The organism is Donghicola sp. XS_ASV15 (assembly GCF_041224595.1).
Taxonomy (GTDB): Bacteria; Pseudomonadota; Alphaproteobacteria; order Rhodobacterales; family Rhodobacteraceae; genus Donghicola.
On the sequence record NZ_JBGFGN010000057.1, the window covers coordinates 1 to 20585 of the forward strand.

The 20585-nt window shown below is 58.7% G+C and carries 14 protein-coding genes and 3 pseudogenes; 4 read left to right on the forward strand and 13 right to left on the reverse strand.

All coding sequences use genetic code 11. The annotated features are described in order from the left end of the window. Positions 1-135 precede the first annotated feature (135 nt). The 11 genes from AB9K37_RS01090 to AB9K37_RS01140 all read right to left on the reverse strand — a co-directional run bounded on the left by AB9K37_RS01090 (position 136) and on the right by AB9K37_RS01140 (position 11926). Complete coding sequence (locus AB9K37_RS01090; protein ID WP_369835174.1) at positions 136-879, reverse strand: PAS domain S-box protein; 744 nt, start codon at positions 877-879, stop codon at positions 136-138. Then, the gene (locus AB9K37_RS01095; RefSeq protein WP_293711186.1) at positions 869-1381 is read right to left on the reverse strand and encodes a methanogen output domain 1-containing protein; all 513 of its coding nucleotides are present in this window, start codon (positions 1379-1381) and stop codon (positions 869-871) included. The genes AB9K37_RS01090 and AB9K37_RS01095 overlap by 11 nt, the downstream gene beginning before the upstream one ends. 571 nt (positions 1382-1952) lie before the next feature. Then, positions 1953-3305, reverse strand: a complete 1353-nt coding sequence (locus AB9K37_RS01100; protein ID WP_369835175.1) for an NAD(P)/FAD-dependent oxidoreductase — start codon at positions 3303-3305, stop codon at positions 1953-1955. Positions 3306-3320: 15 nt separating this feature from the next. Beyond that, a complete protein-coding gene (locus AB9K37_RS01105; protein WP_369835176.1) occupies positions 3321-4655 on the reverse strand; it encodes an NAD(P)/FAD-dependent oxidoreductase in 1335 nt (444 codons plus the stop codon). Next, positions 4652-5533 carry an ABC transporter permease gene (locus tag AB9K37_RS01110; protein ID WP_369835177.1) on the reverse strand — a complete coding sequence of 294 codons (882 nt, stop codon included), beginning with the start codon at positions 5531-5533 and terminating at the stop codon, positions 4652-4654. The genes AB9K37_RS01105 and AB9K37_RS01110 overlap by 4 nt, the downstream gene beginning before the upstream one ends. Positions 5534-5543: 10 nt before the next feature. Then, positions 5544-6494 carry an ABC transporter permease gene (locus AB9K37_RS01115; protein WP_303963792.1) on the reverse strand — a complete coding sequence of 317 codons (951 nt, stop codon included), beginning with the start codon at positions 6492-6494 and terminating at the stop codon, positions 5544-5546. Between the two features lie 71 nt (positions 6495-6565). Then, on the reverse strand, positions 6566-8227 hold the full coding sequence (locus AB9K37_RS01120; RefSeq protein WP_369835178.1) for a peptide ABC transporter substrate-binding protein: 1662 nt from the start codon (positions 8225-8227) through the stop codon (positions 6566-6568). Between the two features lie 101 nt (positions 8228-8328). Continuing rightward, a complete protein-coding gene (locus AB9K37_RS01125) occupies positions 8329-9660 on the reverse strand; it encodes an NAD(P)/FAD-dependent oxidoreductase (RefSeq protein WP_369835179.1) in 1332 nt (443 codons plus the stop codon). Beyond that, positions 9660-10361: an SDR family NAD(P)-dependent oxidoreductase gene (locus AB9K37_RS01130; protein ID WP_369835180.1), complete on the reverse strand. Its 702-nt coding sequence runs from the start codon at positions 10359-10361 to the stop codon at positions 9660-9662. The genes AB9K37_RS01125 and AB9K37_RS01130 overlap by 1 nt, the downstream gene beginning before the upstream one ends. A 51-nt stretch (positions 10362-10412) precedes the next feature. Next, positions 10413-10862 (reverse strand): MarR family winged helix-turn-helix transcriptional regulator, encoded by a 450-nt coding sequence (locus AB9K37_RS01135; RefSeq protein WP_369835181.1) that lies wholly within the window; start codon positions 10860-10862, stop codon positions 10413-10415. A 473-nt stretch (positions 10863-11335) separates the two neighbouring features. Further along, positions 11336-11926 (reverse strand): helix-turn-helix transcriptional regulator, encoded by a 591-nt coding sequence (locus AB9K37_RS01140; RefSeq protein WP_369835182.1) that lies wholly within the window; start codon positions 11924-11926, stop codon positions 11336-11338. A gap of 151 nt (positions 11927-12077) precedes the next feature. Here AB9K37_RS01140 and AB9K37_RS01145 point away from each other — a divergent pair, with 151 nt between their 5' ends. From AB9K37_RS01145 to AB9K37_RS01160, 4 genes and pseudogenes are all read left to right on the forward strand, one after another. Next, positions 12078-12680, forward strand: coding sequence for a superoxide dismutase (locus AB9K37_RS01145; protein ID WP_369835183.1), 603 nt, complete (start codon positions 12078-12080; stop codon positions 12678-12680). Between the two features lie 54 nt (positions 12681-12734). Further along, a complete protein-coding gene (locus AB9K37_RS01150) occupies positions 12735-13106 on the forward strand; it encodes a DoxX family protein (protein WP_369835184.1) in 372 nt (123 codons plus the stop codon). A gap of 102 nt (positions 13107-13208) precedes the next feature. After that, a pseudogene (locus tag AB9K37_RS01155) lies at positions 13209-14408 on the forward strand (efflux RND transporter periplasmic adaptor subunit). 10 nt (positions 14409-14418) lie between these two features. Then, a pseudogene (locus AB9K37_RS01160) lies at positions 14419-17564 on the forward strand (multidrug efflux RND transporter permease subunit). 198 nt (positions 17565-17762) lie between these two features. On the opposite strand, the gene AB9K37_RS01165 reads toward AB9K37_RS01160, so the two are convergent. Together AB9K37_RS01165 and AB9K37_RS01170 are read right to left on the reverse strand one after the other, a co-directional pair. Next, complete coding sequence (locus AB9K37_RS01165; RefSeq protein ID WP_369835185.1) at positions 17763-19388, reverse strand: ABC transporter ATP-binding protein; 1626 nt, start codon at positions 19386-19388, stop codon at positions 17763-17765. Between the two features lie 181 nt (positions 19389-19569). Beyond that, positions 19570-20362: pseudogene (locus AB9K37_RS01170) on the reverse strand (YeiH family protein). Between the last annotated feature and the right edge of the window lie 223 nt (positions 20363-20585).

A 20585-nucleotide genomic window follows, 5' to 3' on the forward strand; every position in this document is an offset into this window, starting at 1 on the left:
ATCCAATAGAGAGCATTGCGGGGAAGATTTTGGCGAAAGCCAATTCTGAGGGGGCATGCCCCCTCAGAATTGGCCACTCAGTGCCTCAACTGGGGAAAATTCACTTGCCCGTTTTGGGGAGAATAAGCCTGCCACTTACAGGCGCATCCGCTGGATTGCGGACTCCGCGCGCTGGGTCTCGGACAGGTCATGAATTGAGTACAGGGTTGCGTCTTTGCCTTTCCAGACAATCGGCTTCAGCGTCACTTCAATTGGGATGCGGCGCTCTCTGCCCTGAATATACCCTTCCACGGCAGAGCATAGCGGGGTCTGCAGCGCCCATCCATCGACCCCTTCTTTGAGCCCCAAGAAAACATAGCGTTTGACCTGCTGTTTCAGTGTGGCCGAAGTGTGAATGCCTGTCAGTTTGTGAAACGACTCTGACGACTCTAGGATCTCGCCGGTGCGCGCAACGATCAGGACCATATCGCCAGACGCCGCGACAAGATCCTTGCTGGATTTTTCCATTGCGCGCCGCTTCGATGTTTCGGCCTCGCGCTTTTTCACCTCAGACGTGAAGCCCGCCATGTCGTGCTGGCTGTCGGCCTTTTCAAACCACAGCATCAGGTGACCGTTGCGGTCGAGCCGTTTGCCTGCAACGCGATGTTCTAGACCGAGATGATCGACGATTTTGTCGAACCGAACGTTTGTCGATTTCGAGATGCTACCGAGGAAGGCTTTGGTCGACTCCGCTCTGAACAACGCCTCGGTACCTCCCGCGCTGTACATCGAGCGTGCAGCCTCGTTGGTGACCACCATGTCAGCGCGAACGGTGGTGATGAATGAGGGCTTGTAGAACGTCTCGATGATTTCCTGCAGCAGGGCCGGGTTAGTCGTCATACGCGAAATACCTTCTCCCGCCGCCAGCGGAGCCGTCCGTGTGCACCAATACGCTGCAGCATCCGTCCCCGTTTGCGATTGTTTTCAGCAATTCGACCCGCGCTTCGCCGTGCAGTGTAGCGGCGATTGTGCCAAAGACATTGGATGTCATCATGCAGAGCGACGGCCGCCCATCCACAAAGGATCCGAAAGGGCACTTCGTGTTTGAAAATTCGATTGTTTTGCTGTCTTCGCTCTCGACTTTGAAGGTGCCGCCGATGCGGGCCTTCAGATCGGTCAAGATGTAAGACAAATCATCAGGTGTGATTTCGCCGTTGTCCGAGCTGTTGCGATAGGCCCCGCAGATAGTCTCGCCGATGCGCTCGCCTACAGTCGAGATGTAGCCCTCTGCATCTTTTAGCCCGACCACATCCTGCAACGTTCCTGATAGGGCATTGACCATAGAGAGCAAGAAAACTTCGCGCTCCAGATCTTCTTTTCTTTCAATTGGTTCGGCTCCCAAGGCGTCCTCCACGGCATTGATCTGATATGGATGCCGCGAACTCATGCGGCAACACACAATCAAGCACCTGATAAATCCGCGAAGTATCATGCGGACTTTGGTACGCACCCGAGGTCTAGTATTTAGTTAAACCTACCAACCCTTAAAATGGCAATCTAGGCTTATGATTTACATGGGCAAGAGCATGGGTCGACTTTGCCAGTTTCAGGAGGGCAAACCCCGACGATCCAGCCAGATTTTTAACACCTCAATCTGCGCGAGCGTGCCTGATGAAGTCGGCAGTCCAACCAAGACAGGCGCCAGCGTGTAGGCGAGAAACTTGGTAACTTTGGTCTGCGGATTCGATTGCCCGAAACCCTTGCCTAAACTGACGGATCTGATTTGCGTCTCATTCTGTCCGTCGTCAGGGATTTTGGGACATCAGAGCAGTTTCGTTATTGGAGGCACTGGCTCGTCCTTGATTGAGTTTATGCGTTTTCAGTTTGGTGGCGCAAACCCCGTTTTGCCGAGCGGCTTCGGGACTTGTCGGAACTCAGGCCCTTAGAGTGGCCGTGCAGGCTGTTTCTACGCGCTAGCGTTGCAGAATGCCCCCCATCGGCACGATCTTGGACCCGTCCGAAAACCGACTGAGCCGAAATGGCGTGGGATCTACACATGGGCCCTGCCCCATGATCAGATCGGCCGCCAGCCGCCCTGCGCCTGTCCCGAGCCCGAAGCCATGACCAGAGAAGCCGGCCACGACATAGAGACCGGGAATTCCATTTTTCACGTCTTTGGTATCGGAAATCACGGGGATCACGTCAGGCATAACGTCGATATAACCTGCCCAGCGCTGGGCAATTTTAGCGTTTTTGAAGGGTGCGTAAAATCCAGTGAGCGTCGCCAACGCTTTGTCCAGTAGTTTGGTGTCGGGCTCTGGATCAAGGATGCGCGTCTTCTCGAAAGGGGTGATATCAGTGGCGCTCCAGCGTTTCGGCATGCGCAGCGCCTCGAAAAACGCGGTCCCGATGCCAAGGCTCAAGCGTCTCCATTCGTTCATCAATGTGGGTAGAAATTTCCCTAGCAGGTGGAAGCTGTCGGGGGTCAGTTGATATCGGCTCGGGATGGCCGAGGCGATGGTGTAGCCGCCATCGCGCCGCTTCCGCATCGTGAAATCGGGGTGCTTCAGCGTGCCTTCGGGGCCATTGGGGATAGGTTCGGTGCGCTGAACGTTGCCCTTGGTCCAGAGTGCGGGCAGATCAATTCCGTGGTTGCCGAGGAAAAGCCGCGACCAGACACCGCCTGCTACAAGCACAGCATCACACTTGATGGTGCCATGCTCGGTGACGACGCCAGAGATCTTGCCGTCTTTTGTCTCCAGGGTCCGGACTGCACAGTTTTGATGAACCGTGCCGCCGTTGGCCATGATCGCGCGTGCGATTGCGGGAGCCGCGGCCTGAGGCTCTGCGCGCCCATCCTGCGGATTATGCAGCGCCCCCTTGATCGACAGTCCCAATCCGGGGAAAGCCTCTTTGACCTCGTCTGCACTTAGGATCCGTGCGGGAATCTGGTAGGCCTGCAAGTCGTCTGCACTTCGGCGTTCGCTCTCGAGCGCGGCCTCAGAGGTCACAGTGTATGTCGCACCGCATTGTACATAGCCGGTCTTTTGCCCTGTACGCTCGTCCATCTGTTTCCACAGTCGCACGGACTCAATCATCAGGGGCATCTCGCGCGGATCGCGGTGGGTTAGCCGGACCCAGCCCCAGTTCCGGCTAGATTGCTCGGCCCCGATCTGGCCCTTTTCGCAGAGGGCGACCGTCTTGCCCCGCTCGACCAATTCCAGTGCGGCAGAGACTCCTGCTATGCCGCCGCCAATAACCACCACGTCGACTTGATCTGGCAATGTGGTGCTACTTTCGACCGGTTCGACTTTCGGTCCGGGCATGAAGTTTCTCCTATCTCATGCAAAAGGGGGGAGCGGCGCGTTCTGGCGTTTCGCTCGCAAATTGTCGCGGATCCGATAACTGCGCAGGGCGGCCTGCGGCCCCACGCTCATGTAGAGCGGTTGCCGGCTCAGGGGTTCGAGTTTCAGGTCCAGATCGGCTTCTGGTGTGCCATTGGCCCAATCTGCCAGAATGCCGCCGATCATGGACCCCGTGGGCACACCGCGTCCCGACAGTCCTGTCATCGCGATCACACCAGGCGCTAAACCGTAAAGCCGCGGCACGGTTCGGCGCTGCATGTCCAACTCGCCGAACCAGAAGAACCCCCAGCGCGGCTCTTCGCGTAGATCAGGGTGCAGCCATTTCAGACGCTCTGACAGGATCTTTCGAGTCAAAGCGGGGTCGCGACCGCGGGCCCCCATCGGGAACATGGAGGCCACGATCCGGTTTTCGCGGTTGTACTTGTAGACGTAGATGTCACCACGTCCGTCCTGAATGGTTGTGCGCTTGGGCAGAACGATCTGCTGCGCTTCGGCGGACATGGGCTGGGTTGCGGCCACAAAGACCCGCATGATCCTGAATGTTTGATCTAGCCTGGGCCAGCCCGCGACGGTGTAGGCGCCGGTGGTGTAGATCACCTTTTCAGCGCGGACAGCCCCTCGGGGCGTTTTGACGACCCAAGCTTGCCCCTGTCGATCACAGCTTTCGGCTGGAGTGCGCGTATAAATTACCCCGCCCTCTGCCTGCACGGCGCGGCCAAGCCCACGTGCATACGCCAAAGCGTTCATGCCGCCCGCCTCTTCGTGGAACCAGCCACCGTAAAGGCGCGGCGATCCAGTGATCTCGTGGGCTTCTTCACGGTCCAGCATACGCGTGCGGGCCCCGACGGCATTGTAACTCTCCATATGGCCGCGCAGGGTTTTGAGGTGCGAGGGGAAGAGCGCCCCTTGGACATAGCCGTTCTGCTCCCACTCGCAGTCGATGCCGTAGCGATTGATCATCGCTGCCACTTTGTCATTGGCGCGGGTCTGGCGCTGGATCAGGCGGTCCGCCCATGGGGTACCCAAGTGATTGCGCAGTTCCGGCAGGCTGAAGTGGGTGAAAGTCGGTGTGCAGTGTCCGGCGTTGCGGCCCGAACCGCCAAAGCCGATCTCTTCGCGCTCTAAAACCACGACCGAGACCCCTGCCCGTGCCAGTTCCAGCGCGGTGGTCAGCCCGGAATACCCCGCCCCGACGATGCAGACATCTGCTTTGACCTGCCCCTTCAGCGCCGTCGTCTTTGGCGCATCGGGCGCGGTCGCGTACCACAGGGTGTCCTTGAACTCCGAGAACTTGGGCATGGTTTGGGTCATCCCAGATCGCTGCGACTGTCAAAAGCGTCGCGCAGGCCGTCTCCAATGAAGTTGAAGCCAGCGACCGCGATGGTGATCGCCACACCGGGCACGATCGCCAGCCAGGGTGCGGTCGCTAGATATTGCTGCGCGCCGTTCAGCATGTTCCCCCAGCTGGGTAGCGGCGGCTGAATGCCGTAGCCAAGGAACGAGATGTACGCTTCTAGCAGGATCGCGCGGGCCACTGTCAGGGTCGCGGCGACGATGATGGGGCCAATGGCATTGGGTAGCAGCTCGCGGAACATGATCCAGCGGTTGGACAGCCCCAGCATGTGGGCGGCTTGGACAAAGTCCTGATTGCGCAGGGATTTGACTTCGGCTTCGACGATGCGGGCGACTTCCATCCAGCTGGTGGCCGAAATGATCAAGGCAATCATCACAGGGCCGGGCTGAATGAATGCTGCCAGCGCCAGCAGCAGGAAGACCGACGGGAATGAAAGAAAGGCATCGACGACGCGCATCAGTACGGCAGACACAGCACCGCCGTAGTATCCAGAAATCACGCCGATCACAGACCCGATGCACGTCGCGATGATCATCACGGCGAACCCGACTGCCATGGAAATCTGCCCCGCATGGAACAGGCGCGCTGCAATATCACGACCCAACGGGTCTGTACCAAACAGGTGACCGTTTGTGCCCGGCGGGGCAAAGCGGGACATCAGATCAATGTAGAGCTCGTCATAGGGCAGCAGATACGGGCCGACGAAACAGGCAAAAGTTAACGTCAGCACCATGATCGTCCCGATCAGCGCCAACTTGTGGCTCAGGAAGCGGCGAAGGGCGCGGGATTTGATCAAGGGTTTGCGTTCGGCAGAGTTGGCAGAAAGGGTTGTCATGTGCAGCTCCTCAATCAAGACGGATGCGCGGATCAATGAGCGCGACAGTGATGTCGGCCAGCAGATTACCGACCAGAACCAGCATGGCAGAGGCCATCAAGAGCCCCATGACCACGGGGTAATCCGAGTACCCAAGGCTATCGAGGAACAGCCGCCCCATGCCGGGCCACGTGAAAACGGTTTCGGTCACCAGCGCGCCGCCAAGGACCATCGGCAGTTGCAGGCCAGCCAGTGTGATCATCGGAACCAGCGAGTTGCCGACGATGTGCTTGAAAAGGACACGGCGACCGGTCAGCCCTTTGGCTTTGGCGGTGCGGACGAAATCTTGGTTCACTACATTCAGGGTCGAGGTCCGCATGTAGCGGCTCCAGATTGCCACATCGACGAGCGCCAGAACGGTGGCGGGCATGATGAGGTGGCTGATGTAGTCCAGAACCGACCCATCGCCGACGGTGTACATGTTGCCTGCGGGCAGCCAGCCGAGGTTTAGGGAAAAGATGTAGATCGCGATCAGACCGAACCAGAACGTCGGGATCGACAGGGCAACCATCGCAAAGACGGTCATGGTATAGTCGAACGCTCCGCCACGGCGCAGGGCACTATAGATGCCGATGCTGCTGCCAAGGGTGACGGAAATCACGGTGGCGGTGCCCATCAGCAAGAGCGTCGCAAACAGGTGGCTGCCGATCACATGCAGCACCGACTGGCCGTCGCGATAGGATGTGCCCCAATCGCCGATCACCAAATGGCTGAGCCAGTCAAAGTATTGGACGACGACAGGGCGATCCAGACCCATTTGGCTCGCGATCTTGTCGATCTGTTCTTGTGTCATGCCCGGACTGAGCGCGAATTGCGACAAGGGGCCACCGGGGGCGAGCGTCAGAACCGCAAACCCGATAAAGGACACAATAAACAATAGGATAAGGCTCTGTCCGAGCCGTGACAGGAGATAGCGGGCCATGACGTCCCCTTAATGTACGCAAGGTCTAGGTGGTCAGCCGCGCAAGATGCGGCTGACCCATGAGCGATCGCTTAGGTGCGTTTCCAGTCGCGCACGTTCCACGAGTCGATCCGGTTGTTCACGTTGGGGGTTGGGCCGGTCACGTCGTCCTTCCAGCCTTTGACCACCGCGTACTGGAACATCGGAAGGAAAGGCAGGTCTTCGCGGATTACGGCCTGCATTTCTTCGTAGATCGCTTTGCGCTCTTCGGGGACGAAGTTTTGTGCACCGGCGGTCAGCAGCTCGTCCACTTTGGGGTTCTGGTAGGCAAAGGTGTTCTGCCCCGACCCACCCAGTGCGGGCGACATGGTGGACATGAAGTAATCCGAGGTGTCAGGGTCCGCGCCTGCCAGAGTGTTCAGGCCAACAACCACTGTGTCGAACTCGGAATTCATCCAGTAGTCACCCCACATGACCGCGGGCGGGAAATTCTTGATCGTCATCTCGACGCCGATCATCGCAAAGGTCTGCTGGATGAACTGCTGTGCTTGTTCCCGTAGGTGATTGCCCGCGGTGGTCGAGTTCGAGAAGTACAGACGCACGCCATCTTTGGTGCGAATGCCGTCGGAACCCATTTCCCAGCCCGCTTCATCAAGCAGCGCGTTTGCCTTTTCGATGTTGAACTCATGCGTCGGCAGGTCGTCGTTATAGTAATAGGACTGCTGGGGCATGTAGGTCTCGGTCGGGGTAGGCACGCCATAATACAGCGCGTCGATGATCGAGGTTTTGTCGATCGCCAGATACAGGGCCTGACGCACGGCTTTTTCTTGAAACTGCGGGCGGGTCATGTTCAGGCCGATGGATTCAAAGGTCGCGGTGCCAGCGACTGTGACCTCTTTGCCTTCTAGTCCTTCGGCTTCGGCCAAATGATCGGGGGTGATGTATTGCAGGCCAATGACGTCGATGTCGCCGGATTTAAACTGGGTGTACATGACGTTCAGGTCAGGCACGTATTTGATGATCAGCGTCTTCAGGAACGGGCCGTCCATGTGGTAGTCGGCGTTCGCTTCCAGCTCAATGTGGTCACCGGCCATGCGGTTTTTGAACTTGAACGGACCGGTTCCGATGGGCGCGGTGTTCAGGATGGTCGCGTTCTTGTCCTCGACCCCGTCGAACACGTGCTTGGGCACGATGTAGGTCGACGCAAGAATGGCCGCCATTGGGGCAAAAGGTTCGCTCATAGTCCATGTCAGTTCGGTGTCCGAAACGACGGTGATGTCCTGCATCAGCTTATAACCGGTAGAGCGGAACGAACGGAAATCGGGGTCTACGGTCAATTCGAGCGAGAATTTCACATCCTCGGACGTAAAGGGCGTACCGTCATGCCAGGTGACCCCCTCTTTAAGCTTCAGCGTCCAGTTCAGACCGTCCGCCGAGATACCGCCGTTGGCAACTGTGGGGACTTCGGCGGCAAGAATGGGAAAAAATTCGCCATCAGGATCAAAGTCGAACAGCGTGTCGTAGACCGCGTAATACAGGCCTTCGTCCACTTCGATGTGGGGCATCAGCGGGTTGAAGACGGTCGGCTCCTGGGAAAATGCCAGAACCAGCTGTCCGGTCGCATCTGCGTTTGCGGCAAAGGCCTTGTCACGGCCAATCGCCATAGGCGTCATCAAGGCCGCACCAGCAGCCCCCATCATCATCAGCGCCTGACGGCGGTTGAGATGTGCGGAATTTTTCTTCTCGTCAGTCATCTTGATTTCCCTGTTGCGCACAAAAGGAGGAGGAGAGAACGCCGCCGGCGCAAAGCGTACGTTCTCTGGGACGCGGGCACGCCAGTGCCGCGCGAAAAGAGTCAAAAGCCGCTGATGATCTCGATCTTCGAGCCGTCGGAGAAACGGGAGAAGCGGAAGGCCGTCGGGTCGACCACAGGGGTCACGCCGCGCACCAGATCAGACATGAGGCGGCCCGCCGCGGGGCCGATACCAAAGCCATGGCCGGAAAATCCGGTTGCGATGTAAAAGCCCGGAATGTCATCGACGCCAGAGATCACAGGGATCGCATCGGGGGTCACGTCAATCGCCCCTGCCCACCGCTGCGCGATCTCGGCCTTTTCGAAGACGGGAAACGCTTTGCGCAGGTTCGCAAGCGCTTGGTCCTGCAATGAGAACGCGGGTTTGGGGTCCAAAACGCGATTGTATTCAAAGGGGCTGGCCTCGTTCAGGGACCATTTGTTTGGCAGCCGCGCCTCGTCGTAAAAGCGCCCACCAAAGCGCAGCATGAGCGCTTTCCACTGCACGCCCAAAGCTGGCAAAAAGTCCATCATGTAACGGAAATTGTCGGGGACGATATCGACGATATTCCGAAAGCCATCCGCGATGGTGTAGCCGCCATCCTGACGTTTGCGGACAGCGAAGCCGTCGTACCAGATGGCGTGTTCGGGTCCGCCCTCTAGTGGCTTGGTGCGGATGACCGAGTTTTTCACTTTCAATTGCGGCAGGCGCAGGCCGGTGTTTCGTGCAAACAAACTGGACCATGCCCCACCCGCCAGAACGACCTGTTCGCATTCGATCTCGCCGCGTTCTGTGACCACGCTGCAAACTGCGCCGCCTTTGGTTTCGATCCCCCGTACCGCGCATTCGGTCAGCACGTGGGCGCCACGATCACGAGCGGCTTCGGCGATCGCAGGCGCGGCCTTCTGCGGCTCTGCCCGCCCGTCGGCCGAGGTGTAGAGCGCGCCCTCGATGGGCAAGTTGAAGCCCGGCGTCATGGCTTCGAATTCTTCGCGGGACAGCATTTTGCTGTCGAACTGGTAGTCCTTGAGGTATTCGAGCCAGCGCTCGTGCTCGGCGTAATCCTTTGCCGTGCCGCAGGCAAAGGCGATGCCGGATCGTTTGTAGCCCAAATCGCGGCCCGTGCGCTCGGCAAGGGTGGGCCAGATGCGCAGTGCCTCGGCCATCAAGGCGATTTCGCGTGGGTCGCGGCGGGTGATCCGGACCCAGCCCCAATTGCGGCTGGACTGCTCGTGACCGATGCCACCTTTTTCGCAGAGGGCGACTTTCAGGCCCTTTTCGGCCAATTCGAGCGCGGTCGAGCAACCAATGATGCCGCCGCCTATGACAACCAAGTCGACTTTTTTCGGCAGATCAACATCGCCGTGAACAGGTACTACAAAGGGGCCGGGCATTAGTAACGCTCCTCCAACTGGCAATTTACGGCGAATTCGGCGACGCTGGCCTCGTTGGGCAGGTCGATCAGCATGTGAATGACGCGGGCCAGATCCTCTGGCTGGGTCATGGTGTTGGGGGCGCGGTCGGATATCGACGTCGCCATATCGGTCGCGACAAATCCCGGACAGACAGCCGTGCATCGGATGCCCTGATCAAAGCCTGCTTGGCGCAATGCATGAGACAACCCGACCACAGCGAATTTCGACATCGAATAAGAGCCGGCCATCGCAGATTTCACCCGTTTGCCGGACAGAGAGGCGAGCAGAATAATGCGCCCGCGACCCGACGCGCCGAGCGCTTCCCAACACGCGGCTGCCAAACGGAGCGGAGCGTGAACGTTGATCTCGAGCATTTCGGTCATTTCTGCGTCGCTAATCTCGATCGGCGTTTTGGGGATCATAATGCCGGCGCTCGCAATCAGCGCGTCGATCTGGCCGAACTGACCTGATGCAGCCTTGGCCCAGTTGTCTGCTGCGTTCTTGTCTGTCGCATCATAAGGGAACAAGTGGACGCGATCTGTGTCGGTTTCAGCCCATTCCGGCATGACCGGTTGGCGCATTCCCAGAGACACGGCCCATCCTGCATTGAATAGGCTCTGCGCTGTCGCTGCGCCGATGCCGCGACTGGCACCGGAAATCAGGGCAACCTTGCGGCTCATTTCAGTTTGTTCCTCATGTTGATATACGCCCTCTGAAGCATCCGCATAAATTCATCGCGATCCTCGGGGGGGGATAAAGTCAAAGAAATCATCCTGTTGCTCGCGGATGATGTCGCGGACCTCTTGGGCCAAAGCGCTGCCTTTCTCAGTGATGTACAGGGCTTGTGCGCGCTGATCCTCGGCATCGCTCTCGCGACGCATGTCACCGGCTTTGACCAGATGGTCGATGATCCTGCCCGTCGCGGGCCGGTCGCGCATCAGGACTTCTGCGATCTGAGAGGGGCGGATTCCCGGATGCCCATCGACCAAAAGCAAGGCTGTAATCTTGCCCTTGCCTTTGGCCACGTCGAGATGAGCGGTGCGTTGATCCAGATCGCGAGAGACGACTGCATCAATTGCGCGGATGTACCAACTGAAGGCGCCCTCCAGAACGTCCATGCGCAGGCCCGCGACGGTAAAGGGCTGTGCCTCGTTTTCTGAGAGGGTTGGTGGTTTGGTCATGGTGTCTCTCTGTTGTCTTAGATTCATCTTTTGGCGGGATTGGATGCGGCGCAACAAAAAGATTGTGTTTCACAACTAGATAATTGTAAAACACAATCAATGCTCGATTTTTCGGCAATCTTGGCGCTGAAAGCTCATGGGGAATGTTTGTCTTGGGGCTTTGGCCATGTGGGCGACCATATCATGCCCCCGCATAGCTCTTGCGCTGACGTATCGTCCGCTACGTGCACTTGCACCCAAGTATGCTGAGAAGGCCGGCCGCACTGCATTAAGCCGAGCGCGTCAGCAGTTGTTTGCGCGAGAACTGAGCGTAGGGCCGGTGACTACATGCGTGGCGGCACTCAGGCATGCTCTCTCCTAACCTAATGGCAGAAAGCAACATAGCTTCTTGCGCGCCAAGGATGGCGGCAATGGTAGAGAGACAGGGTCCCGGTGTCGGGGCTTTCTAGGTTATCGATACGAGGAAACGAGTACTACTCGCGGACAAGATAGGTGCAGCGGCGACCGCCGCCAACGATGTGTTCGTCACGCTGTATCTCAACATCCGGCCCGAGCGCGTTTTGGAATACGGCTTTCTCGGCGCGGCAGAAACCTTGGCAGAACGCGGCTGCAGCACAGATCGGGCAGTGGTTCTCGATGAGGCGAAGGTTGCCGTCCTCTTCGACAACTTCTGCCATGTAGCCTTCAGCGGTACGCAACTCTGCGAGTTTTTCTAATCGCTCTCGGGTGGTCCTGCATTCGGACAGCGACTGTCGGTACCGCGCAAGCGTGGTTGCTTCTCGCTCTTTGATCACACGGTCCAAGGCGTCTGGGCCGAGTACTTCAGAAATACTGCGCAGGATATCGACGGTCAAATCCGCGTGGGTGTCGGGAAAGCGCGCTTGGGCCTGGTCGGTTAGGTGCCAGTAGGTTGCGGGCCGTCCCCGTCCTGCACTGCGGCGCTCTTCTTCCACTAGCCCGTCCTCGTGCAGCTTCATCAACTGCTGGCGCGCCGCCTCTCCGGTAATGCGATGCCTCCGACCTATTTCTGCCGAGGTTTGGGGGCCCTGCATTTTCAGTGTCATCAGCAACCGCTCGGACGGAGCCCGTGGCGACCACGTTTCTTTTTCCAAGTCATTGCTTGACATATTCGCCTCAATGTTTTTCAAAGACATTACTTGTTTAAATAACCAAGCGCGCGCCATCACGCAAGCGTCGCGTCCATAGGAGCCTCGAATGACTTTTGAACTTCCCGCGCTGAATTATTCTCACGCCGCCCTCGCCGAGCGCGGAATGAGCCAAGAAACGCTCGAATTGCACCACGACAAGCACCATCAGGCGTATGTCACCGCGCTGAACGGTTTTGTGGAAAAGAATGCAGAATTGCAGGGCAAATCGCTCGAAGAGATCATTGCGCTGAGCTATGCGGACGATGCGCTGGCAGGCGTTTTCAACCAAGCCGGTCAGCACTGGAACCACAACCATTTCTGGAATGCTCTGTCCCCGACCGGTGGCGGCATCCCCAGTGCGCTCGAGGCGAAGCTGGTCGAGTCATTTGGGTCGGTCGTTGATTTCAAAGCCGCTTTTAAAACCGCTGCGACCACACAGTTTGGCTCCGGCTGGGCTTGGCTTATTCAAAAAGCAGACGGTAGCCTCGGCGTGACCAAGACCGCGAATGGCGTGAACCCCTTGGCAACCGGCGAAGGCACTGCGCTTCTGGGCCTCGATGTGTGGGAGCACAGCTACTACGTCGACTTCCGCAACCGCCGGCCCGACTATGTGAGCAACTTCCTCGACAACCTCGCGAACTACGAATTCGCTGAATCCAATCTGGCCTAACGTTGGTGGGCTGGCCCCATGTCGGGGGCCAGCTCTGCGCAATAGGAGACGCCTATGAAATCCCTTCCTTGGCGCGCGTTGATCACTTGGCTGCTTGCTGCGTTCTTTCTGCTTGGCGGTACGCTTAATGTTTTTGCCTCGCCAGAGATACTGGCCGATTACGCGCGCTGGGGGTATCCGGCGGGCTTTCATCTGGTGACTGGGCTGCTTGAATGGTCGGCCGCACTGCTCATACTGCTGCGGCGCACGCGCTTTCTTGGTGGACTGCTAGGCGCAGCAATCATCGGCGCTGCGGCGTTGACGGTTTTGTTGCATAGCGAATTTGCTCACGCAGTGCCCCCGCCGATCGTGATGTCGCTATCGCTACTGACTGCCATGATATGGCGCGCGGACCGGCTCTCTACTGGCTTTCGCCCGGGCGGCTGACGCCCTTTGCTTCTCTGACAATCCTCCCCGCCAGCGATGGCCTCGCAGGCACCCTTCGACCCCCGGGGGGCCGAATGGCGGCCCCTCCTCCGGAGTTTTACTATGTTTCCGATCCTTCGGCGCACACGCCGCGCCGCTCTACCTGTTTTGTCGCTTCTGGCGCTCTTTCCTGTTGCAGCCAGTGCTCAGGGGTATCCTCCGCCCTCTGTCGGCGTCGTTATCGCCGAGCCGCAGCGCGTCGAGGTTGCCCAAGAGCTGCCCGGACGTATCAGCCCGACACGCGTCGCTGAGGTGCGGCCTCGCATCGGCGGAATCGTCGAACGTCGTGTCCTTACCCAAGGGAGCACTGTCGAGGCGGGGGATGTTCTATATGAATTAGATCCCCTGCCCTACGAGGTTGCTGTCGATGCCGCGCGTGCCACCGTTGCACGGGCCGAGGCAGGGCTGGCTGACGCCCGCCAGACCGAGACGCGGCTGGCATCCCTGCGCTCGCGAAATGTCGCAAGCCGTGCCGATCTGGATAGCGCAGAGTCCGCCGTGCTTCAGGCCAACGCCGCGCTGGCCGAAGCCCAAGCCCAGTTGCATGCTGCTGAGATCAACCTTGGTTATGCTGCCGTACGCGCCCCCATCGCCGGTCGCACCGGACGCGCGCTGACCACAGAAGGTGCACTTGTGAGCGCGCAAGGAGAGGTCATGACCACGATCCAAGCACTCGATACGGTTTAAGCGGACATGCAACAGCCGGTCTCGGAGCTCTTGCGTTTGCGTCGCGCGATGGAAGCAGGAGAGATCACGGAACTGGCTCCGGGTGCTGCCGAGGTGCAACTGTATCTCGATGATGGTTCACTCTACCCTCATCCCGGAAAGCTGCTCTTTGCCGAGGCATCGGTTGATCGGTCTAGCGGTCAGGTGACCTTACGGGCCGAGGTGCCGAACCCGGAAGGCGTTCTATTGCCCGGAATGTACGTCCGTGTGCGTGTCGCGCAGGCAGTGCGAGAGGCCGCGCTGGTCGTACCCGCGCAAGCGTTGCGCCGCGATGCCTCGGGGCAGGCGCAGCTGATGCTGGTACAGGACGGCACTGTCGCGCCGCGCCCCGTTACAGAGGGGCGAGCCAATGATGACAACACCCTGATTATCGAAGAAGGCTTAGCTCCTGGGGACATCGTCATTGTCGACGGCTTCCAGAAAGTCGGACCTGGTGCGCCGGTGACGCCAGTGTGCTGGAGCGATCCCGCCGCGGATGAGACCACGCCTTCCGAAACTTGTGCCCGCGCCATTGACGCGCCCGCTGGCACGAACTGAGGCGCGATAGATGGCACGTTTCTTTATCGACAACCCAGTTTTGGCTTGGGTGATCGCAATCTTCATTTCGCTGGCTGGGGTGCTGTCCCTGCCGTCGCTACCCGTTGCGCAATATCCTGATGTCGCGCCGCCGCAGGTCACCATTTCAACCCGTTTTGCCGGAGCCTCGCCCGAGGACCTCTATCAACAGGTTACACGACCCATCGAAGAAGAGCTGAACGGCATTCCAAACCTGCTCTACTTTGAATCCACGTCAGAGGCGACGGGCGCGGTGACGATCACTGTCACCTTTGCGTCTGGCAGCAGTATTTCACAGGCCGTCGTGGACACGCAAAACAGATTGCGCCGCGTTGAGTCTGCCCTGCCCGCTCAGGTGCAACAACAAGGGCTTCTGGTCGAAGAGGCAGGCAGCAGCTACCTGATGTTCGTCTCGCTCGCTGCAGCTCCGGGGTCGGGATATGACTCCGTCGGGCTCGCGGATTACGCAACACGTTTTGTCTTGAATGAGATCCGACGGGTCGATGGTGTCGGCAAAGCGCAGCTCTTTTCTGCGGAGCGGCCGATGCGGGTTTGGATCGATCCAGCCAAGCTTGTGGGCCTAGATCTGTCTGTCGCTGACATCACGGCGGCGATTTCCGAGCAAAACGCGCAGGTTGCGGCAGGTGCCATCGGTGTCGATCCCGCGCCCGAGGGCCAGCAAACCCAAGCGACGCTTCTGGTCACGGGCCAATTGCGCACCCCTGCAGAGTTTGGTCAGATCGTCCTGCGCGCTGGCGAAGATGGCTCTATCGTGCGTCTTTCTGACGTGGCGCGCATCGAGATGGACGCCGAGTTCTACTCCTTCAAAGCCTATTTGAACGGCGAAGAAGCCGCACAGATCGGCATTCAACTCTCGCCCACTGGCAATGCGCTCGAGACTGCCGAAGGGGTTCGAACCTTGTTGGACGAGCTGTCGGCGGGTTTCCCTGCGGGGATCGAAGCGTCCATTCCCTATGACACCACGCCCTTTGTGTCGGCCTCCATCGAAAAGGTTGTGCACACCCTACTCGAAGCGGTGGCTCTGGTCTTTGTGGCAATGCTGATCTTCTTACAGAACTTGCGCTACACCCTTATTCCGATGTTGGTGGTTCCAATCGCACTGGCGGGTACATTGGCGGTGATGCTGGGGGCGGGCTTCTCGATCAACGTGCTAACCATGTTCGCGATGATTTTGGCCATTGGTATTCTCGTCGACGACGCCATTGTTGTGGTCGAGAACGTCGAACGTATCATGTCCGAAGAGGGCTTATCGCCCCGCGACGCGTCGAAGAAAGCTATGGGCCAGATTTCTGGCGCCATCGTCGGGATCACGCTGGCACTGATGGCGGTTTTCATCCCGCTGGCCTTCTTTCCCGGCTCGGTTGGCATCATCTATCAGCAGTTCTCGCTGACCATGGTGGTGTCGATTTTCTTCTCGGCATTCCTCGCGCTCTCGCTGACTCCGGCGCTCTGCGCGACATTTTTGAAGCCGATCCCCAAGGGCCACGGCCATGCCCGCAAGGGACCGGCGGGATGGTTCAAACGCAACTTTGACCGCGCTTCCAAGGGTTACGCCGGAGGCGTCCGTAGCATGGTGCGCTGCTCTGGGCGGATGATGGTGATCTATGCCGCGCTGGTTGGGGGGCTTGGATATGTGTATGTGCAGATCCCCGCGGCTTTCTTGCCGCAAGAGGACCAAGGTTACCTGATCGCCTCAATGCAGTCTCCGCCCGAGGCGACATCCTTTCGGATGCGCGAAGTCACCAAACAGGCCGAAGCCTTTGCATTGGGGACCGAAGGTGTGGCCGACGTGGTGACAATCCAAGGTTTCTCGTTCTCTGGTCAGAGTCCGAATTCTGCTGTCAGCTTTGTCACGCTGGAGGATTGGGCCGAGCGGGAAAGTCCGGAATTGAGTGCTGCTTCTTTGGCGGGACGGTTGTCAGGTATGCTCTTCTCGATTCGCGACACCTTTGCCTTCGCTATTTCTCCGCCCCCAATCCAAGGACTCGGCACGGGTTCTGGCTTCAGCTTCCGGCTTCAGGACCGCGCTAATCTGGGCAACGCGGCGCTGCAACAGGCAGCGGGGCAGATCATGGGCGCGGGCGCGGAAAGTCCGATCCTTGGTCGGATGTATATCGAAGGGCTTCAACCGGGGCCGCAGCTGCGTCTCGACGTAGACCGAGAAAAGGCGAATGCCTTTGGCGTCACCTTTGGTGAAATCAATCGAACCATCTCGGTTGCACTGGGATCAGGTTACGTCAACGACTTCCCGAACAATGGCAAGATGCAGAGCGTGATCGTTCAGGCCGAGGCCGAGGCGCGCAGCAACATCGAAGAGGTGCTTAAGCTCAACGTTCGCAACGTACAGGGCGGAATGGTGCCGCTGTCCTCCTTTGCCACCGCTGAATGGGGTTCGGCCCGTCCCAGATCGTCGGTTACAACGGATACCCGTCGATCCGCATCAACGGCGAAGCCGCGCCGGGTTATTCCTCGGGCGAGGCTTTGGCCGAAATGCAGCGTATTGCCGAAGACCTACCGCCGGGCTTTGGCTACCAATGGACTGGGCAGTCGCTGCAAGAGATCGAAAGAGGCAGCCAAGCACCGATACTGATCGGCCTGTCGGTGCTCTTTGTCTTCCTCTGTCTTGCGGGCCTATACGGCAGCTGGTCAATTCCGCTGTCAGTGATGTTAATCGTGCCGATGGGAGCAATCGGGGCAGTGGCGGCGGTGACGCTGACTGGACTGTCCAACGATGTTTTCTTCACCGTGGGTCTGATCACTATCGTCGGTCTATCTGCCAAGAACGCCATCCTGATCATCGAGGTCGCAAAGGACTTGATCACCGAGGGCTACAACCTGATCGACGCCACCGTCGAGGCTTGCCGCTTGCGGTTCCGTCCGATCCTGATGACTTCGCTGGCGTTCACCATGGGGGTTATCCCGATGGCGATCGCCACCGGTCCCTCGGCCGCGAGCCAAAACGCGATCGGCATCAATGTGGTTGGCGGAATGATCTCGGCCACCGTGTTAGGCGTGATCTTTGCGCCAGTGTTCTTTGTCTTCGTCATGAAGCTTACAGGCACTCACAAACGGCTTGGCAGCCCTGAACCGGAGCAAGCTGAACCGTCCCAAATGTGATGGATTGCCCCCCCAAGCGACTTGGGGGGCCTTGTTACGCGGTTTCGGTCGGGTGGGTGCTGCTAAGGCCATAGCCGCTAAATGGGGCAGTTCTCTGCCGATGCATGGCATATTGCGGTCGAAGATGAAAAGAGACACGACATGCAAAAGGGGGCGATACACATCGCCCCCTTTTCATATGTCCTTACGGTCTGCGTCTCAGGCCGCAGCCGAACCCGGGATCGCAGCAACCAGCGAACGGGTGTAGTCATGTTCTGGCCGCTGGAAAATTTGGCTTGGCGGTCCGTATTCGACCATCTTGCCACGATGCATCACGATGATTTCGTCGCTGATCTGGCTCGCCACACGCAGATCGTGGGTGATGAAAATCATGGCCAATTTGCGTTCACGCCGGATTTTATCAAGCAACTCCAAAACCTGCGCTTGGATGGACACGTCCAGTGCAGAGACGGCTTCGTCAGCGACGATGACTTCGGGATCAAACATGAGCGCACGGGCGATGCCGACGCGCTGACGCTGACCGCCTGAAAATTCGTGCGGATAGCGGTCAAAGGCCGACGCGTCCAAACCGACCAGTTCCAGCAGACCTTCGGCTTTTTTGCGGGCATCCACGCGGGTTAGTAGGCTATGTGCGATGGGGCCAACGGTCAGCGCTTGGCCGATGGTAAAGCGCGGGTTGAGCGAGGCATAGGGATCCTGAAAGATCATCTGAATGCGAGGGCGCAAGTGGCGGAAGTTCTCTTCGTCCATGTCCAGCGTGTTCTTGCCCTGAAAGCGGATTTCGCCGCTGTCGGCTGAGATCAGCTTCATCAGGACCTTCCCCATCGACGATTTTCCGGAGCCGGACTCGCCGACGATTCCAATCGTCTCGCCGCGGTGAAGGGTAAAGCTGATGTCGTCCACGGCCTTGACCTCGCGCATTCGGCCAAGGAAGCCGCTGCGGGTGCGGTAGGTTTTGTGCAGATTGCGCACTTCCATTGCGACGGGGCGCGTCTCTTCGCGGGCCCGGTCCTCTTCGCGCATTTTGGGAACGGCAGCGATCAGCTTTTTTGTGTAGCGATGCTGGGGCGCTGTCAGAACCTCGGCAGCGCGGCCTTGTTCAACCAAATTGCCCTTTTCCATCACAATCACGCGGTCCGCAATTTCGGCGACAACGCCGAAATCGTGGGTGATGAACATGACGCTCATGCCTTTGCGCTTCTGAATGCGGGCGATCAGGTCAAGGATTTGCGCCTGCGTGGTCACATCCAGCGCCGTTGTCGGCTCGTCCGCGATCAAGATGTCAGGGTCCAGCGCCAAGGCCATGGCAATCATCACGCGCTGACGTTGACCGCCGGACAGGCGGAAAGGATACTGATGCTGGATGAGCAGCGGATCAGGCAGGCCGACCTCGGTCAACATCTCGACCACCTTGTCTGCGCGGCTCTCCCTGGTGCCGATGGCGTGCGCGTCCAAAACCTCGCGGATCTGGTCGCCGACCGTCATCAGCGGGTTCAATGCAGACAATGGGTCTTGGAAGATGATCGAAACCGCGCGACCGCGCAGTTGGCGAAGTTCGGGCTCTGACTGGTTCAGAAGTTCGCGACCTTTGAACTCAATAGAGCCCTTTTCGATGGTCATAACATCGGGCAACAGGCCCATCACCGTGTTTGCTGTCACCGATTTTCCAGAACCGGATTCCCCAATAATACAAAGGATCTCACCTTGCATGAGATCAAAGCTGATCTCTTTGACCGCATAGGCGCGGTCATGTTTCCCGGGCAGCGCCACCGACAGGTCGCGCACGGACAGGACGGGGGAGGCCCCCGTATGCTTGGTCGTCATAAGTTTTCTCATCGTTTGTTGTTATTATGCCCGACGAGAGAAACTGTTGGGACGGCGTGCTTCATAGGGTCGGCGTGCAAAAAGACTTGCCGCGGCTCCGAATTTTACGTGATGAGATCAAAGCTTAGGAGGTTGGCGACTTTTTAGGCATCATGCGCCCTGACGCGTCTCTGCTCTGCAATCAGAGCAACCCGAATAGCAGGGGCGCCAACACCAAACCCGCAAGAACGGCCGTTTGAACGGCAAGAAGTGCGATGGCTGTCCCGCCGACATCCGCAAGTTTCGCGAGCGAGGTTTTCATGCCCACTGCGGCGACGGCGGTCACGAGCAAGGCACGCGACAGTGTCGCCGCGGGTGCAGCGACGGCCTCTGGCACCAAATGAAACGAGTTCAGCGCGGCTAAAATCAGGAATGCCCCGACAAAGCCCGGCAGCAAGGGCGGTCTGCTGGTCCCAGTTGGTGCGTGGCGCCGCAGCACAAGTGCACCGATCAGCACAACGGGAGCCAACATCGTCACGCATCAACTTCACCACGGTCGCGATGTTTCCGGTTTCGTCCGATACGGAATAGCCTGCCCCGACAACTTGGGCGACATCATGAATTGTCCCGCCAAGGAAAAGACCGGCTTCGTGCGCGTTCAGCCCGAGCGCGTCTGCAACTATTGGATAGAGGATCATCGCCAGAGTAGAAAAGGCCGTCACCGAAATCACGGTGAAGGACAAATCCCGCTCTGCTGTGTCGCGCTGGGGCAGTATCGAAGAGATGGCCACCGCGGCAGAGGCCCCGCAGATCGCGACGGAGCCCCCAGTGAGAAAGCCAAACGCGCGGTTTTTGCCCACGACGCGCGAAAGGGACACGGAGGCTAGGATCACAAAGGCAACACATAGCGCGATCACCAGAACAAAGCTCCATCCGATCTGCCGCACCATGTCTAGCGAGACCCGCAGCCCAAGGAGTGCGACACCGATCCGCAAAAGCCCCTTGGCTGCATAGCTTGTCTGACGTCAGGGCCAATGGGACAGTTTAGGTTGATTTGATAAGAGAGGGTTTCTGGCCCATCGTAACCACCAAGGAGTGGATCTATGGACGCCCCCCGCGCAAGGTGTTTTTCACGATAGTAGCAGCGGCATTGGATGCGTGAATCTATCCGGCCTTTCTTGAAGCATTTCGGTTGCTTCTGGCCTCGATGGGATCCGC

Coding starts and splice junctions, on each gene's coding strand:
- AB9K37_RS01090 (WP_369835174.1), bottom strand. CDS start 879: ATGACGACTAACCCGGCCCTGCTGCAGGAAATCATCGAGACGTTCTAC.
- AB9K37_RS01100 (WP_369835175.1), bottom strand. CDS start 3,305: ATGCCCGGACCGAAAGTCGAACCGGTCGAAAGTAGCACCACATTGCCA.
- AB9K37_RS01105 (WP_369835176.1), bottom strand. CDS start 4,655: ATGACCCAAACCATGCCCAAGTTCTCGGAGTTCAAGGACACCCTGTGG.
- AB9K37_RS01110 (WP_369835177.1), bottom strand. CDS start 5,533: ATGACAACCCTTTCTGCCAACTCTGCCGAACGCAAACCCTTGATCAAA.
- AB9K37_RS01115 (WP_303963792.1), bottom strand. CDS start 6,494: ATGGCCCGCTATCTCCTGTCACGGCTCGGACAGAGCCTTATCCTATTG.
- AB9K37_RS01120 (WP_369835178.1), bottom strand. CDS start 8,227: ATGACTGACGAGAAGAAAAATTCCGCACATCTCAACCGCCGTCAGGCG.
- AB9K37_RS01125 (WP_369835179.1), bottom strand. CDS start 9,660: ATGCCCGGCCCCTTTGTAGTACCTGTTCACGGCGATGTTGATCTGCCG.
- AB9K37_RS01130 (WP_369835180.1), bottom strand. CDS start 10,361: ATGAGCCGCAAGGTTGCCCTGATTTCCGGTGCCAGTCGCGGCATCGGC.
- AB9K37_RS01135 (WP_369835181.1), bottom strand. CDS start 10,862: ATGACCAAACCACCAACCCTCTCAGAAAACGAGGCACAGCCCTTTACC.
- AB9K37_RS01140 (WP_369835182.1), bottom strand. CDS start 11,926: ATGACACTGAAAATGCAGGGCCCCCAAACCTCGGCAGAAATAGGTCGG.
- AB9K37_RS01145 (WP_369835183.1), top strand. CDS start 12,078: ATGACTTTTGAACTTCCCGCGCTGAATTATTCTCACGCCGCCCTCGCC.
- AB9K37_RS01150 (WP_369835184.1), top strand. CDS start 12,735: ATGAAATCCCTTCCTTGGCGCGCGTTGATCACTTGGCTGCTTGCTGCG.
- AB9K37_RS01165 (WP_369835185.1), bottom strand. CDS start 19,388: ATGACGACCAAGCATACGGGGGCCTCCCCCGTCCTGTCCGTGCGCGAC.